This window comes from Komagataeibacter oboediens (assembly GCF_003207815.1).
In the GTDB taxonomy this organism is placed as follows: Bacteria; Pseudomonadota; Alphaproteobacteria; order Acetobacterales; family Acetobacteraceae; genus Komagataeibacter; species Komagataeibacter oboediens.
In genome coordinates, this window is record NZ_NKTX01000174.1 from 1 (window position 1) to 1,640 (window position 1,640).

Sequence of the window (1,640 nt, forward strand, 5' to 3'; positions counted from 1 at the left end):
GCGGCCACACGCGCGTTTTCACCGCATCGGTTTCTGAAATAAAAACACCTGCGCCGCGCCCGATCTCCTCTGCGTTTATTTCGGACCACATCTTGGGGATGCTCACTGCGCACCCTCCCCTTCAGGCCGCACGACCGTCACGCCGCGGAAAAGGTCCGGGCGGAGTTCTTCGCGGGGGATGCTGAATTTATTTTCCAATACTTGGAAATGTCTTTCCGCCTGCTCTTTGCACCATGATGCCCCTTTCTCATCATTAGCATCGCTGAGGCGGCAAGATGCTTCCGTCCAGTAAGATACTTGGCGCTCATGGTAGAGGCGCGAAAGATTGGGGCCGTTTTCTTTTCGTCTTTTGCGTTCAGCATCCGCCCATTCCGGGTCACTCCAACGAGATGCTGTCTTTTTCGCAAAGCTTTTCTTTGCCTCAGGAGACCAAATGTTCTGTCGACCTCCCCGATTTTTTGACAGCTTATGTGAGACTTCAAATAAAGGAAGGCCCATATCGCCATTTAGAACTTCGTTAGATGCCTCAAACCATTCCCCAGAAACCCGGAAACGCGACAAACGATCATGAATGGCCCTTTCTTCCACTTTCCCCCCAATAAAGGCGCGCAGCAATACCAATTGGTTCGCGCTACCTGTCTGGAGCATCTGCATGCGGCGTCGAATATTGTTCGTGCTGCCAATTTTTACCGGTCCGTCATTTCCAGACCGAATGAAGTACACGGGCATTACACGCGCCCTCCATCAACTACTGGACGCGCAATATCTGACGGCCATTCCTTATCGGAAGGCCAGTTATTACTTATCCATGAGACTGCGCGGTGGTAGCTGCGTGTCTTAAGATCCCCACCAGATTTCACTCGTGGAAGGGTTCGACTATTTTTGAAAATAATCCCCGAAACTGTCGCGACCGATACACCACGCGCCTCGCAGTAGGCATCAGTCAGTTTCGAGAGTTTCTCTGTGAGTTCCATGACGGAACAATGCGGTCATTTGACCGCTTCGTCAACAAGAAAGTGCGGTCGTATTACCGCATGCAATTTTCCTCAAAAAACGGCAAAAAGACCGCATGAGCGTAGAGGAGTTCTTCAGCGTCTATGACGCAGCCCTGAAAGCCGCCGGTTCACCGTCGGAGTCATCAGTCATGCGTGCGGCGGGTGTGGGGATCGACACCATGCGAAACGCTCGGCGCCGCACCACTGCGCCTGATCTTCTCGCAGTGGTAAAAATAGCTCACACCTTGAACGTGCCGCCATTTGAGTTCCTGAAGCCGCTGGGGCTGACCCCTAACATGCTCTTCAGTCCTGCGCCGGATCAGTCGGGTGGTGATGTGGCTCATGATAGATTCGAGGTTCTTCTCCTCAAGATCTGGCGCGCTATGAGCCAGGAAGAGCGCCTCGGTCTGATGGCGCTTCTCAAGGCCAGAATCGACACCAATGCAGCCTGACCCATCCCCAATCACCCGTAGGTCTTTCGCCGCGTTCCCGTTCATTGTTTCCCTTTCGTTCTCATGGAACGATAGCAGAACAGAACGGGTGGTTGATATACGTAATTTGGATATGGGTTATGCGTTCTAATGGCTGACGGTAGCGATTCAAGCGTGTTGTATCGCGATGATTGGGTAATCAATGCACGTAGGA

At 52.6% G+C, this 1,640-nt stretch carries 2 protein-coding genes; one reads left to right on the forward strand and one right to left on the reverse strand.

Annotation, left to right across the window (positions count from 1 at the left end; translation table 11 throughout):
* Positions 1–102: 102 nt before the first annotated feature.
* On the reverse strand, positions 103–729 hold the full coding sequence (locus tag CFR80_RS18015) for a GIY-YIG nuclease family protein (protein WP_110507842.1): 627 nt from the start codon (positions 727–729) through the stop codon (positions 103–105).
* A gap of 340 nt (positions 730–1,069) precedes the next feature.
* Between CFR80_RS18015 and CFR80_RS18020 the strand changes: the two genes are divergently transcribed.
* A complete protein-coding gene (locus tag CFR80_RS18020) occupies positions 1,070–1,447 on the forward strand; it encodes a hypothetical protein (RefSeq protein WP_019086781.1) in 378 nt (125 codons plus the stop codon).
* Positions 1,448–1,640: the final 193 nt, after the last annotated feature.

Coding starts and splice junctions, on each gene's coding strand:
- CFR80_RS18015 (WP_110507842.1), bottom strand. CDS start 729: ATGCCCGTGTACTTCATTCGGTCTGGAAATGACGGACCGGTAAAAATT.
- CFR80_RS18020 (WP_019086781.1), top strand. CDS start 1,070: ATGAGCGTAGAGGAGTTCTTCAGCGTCTATGACGCAGCCCTGAAAGCC.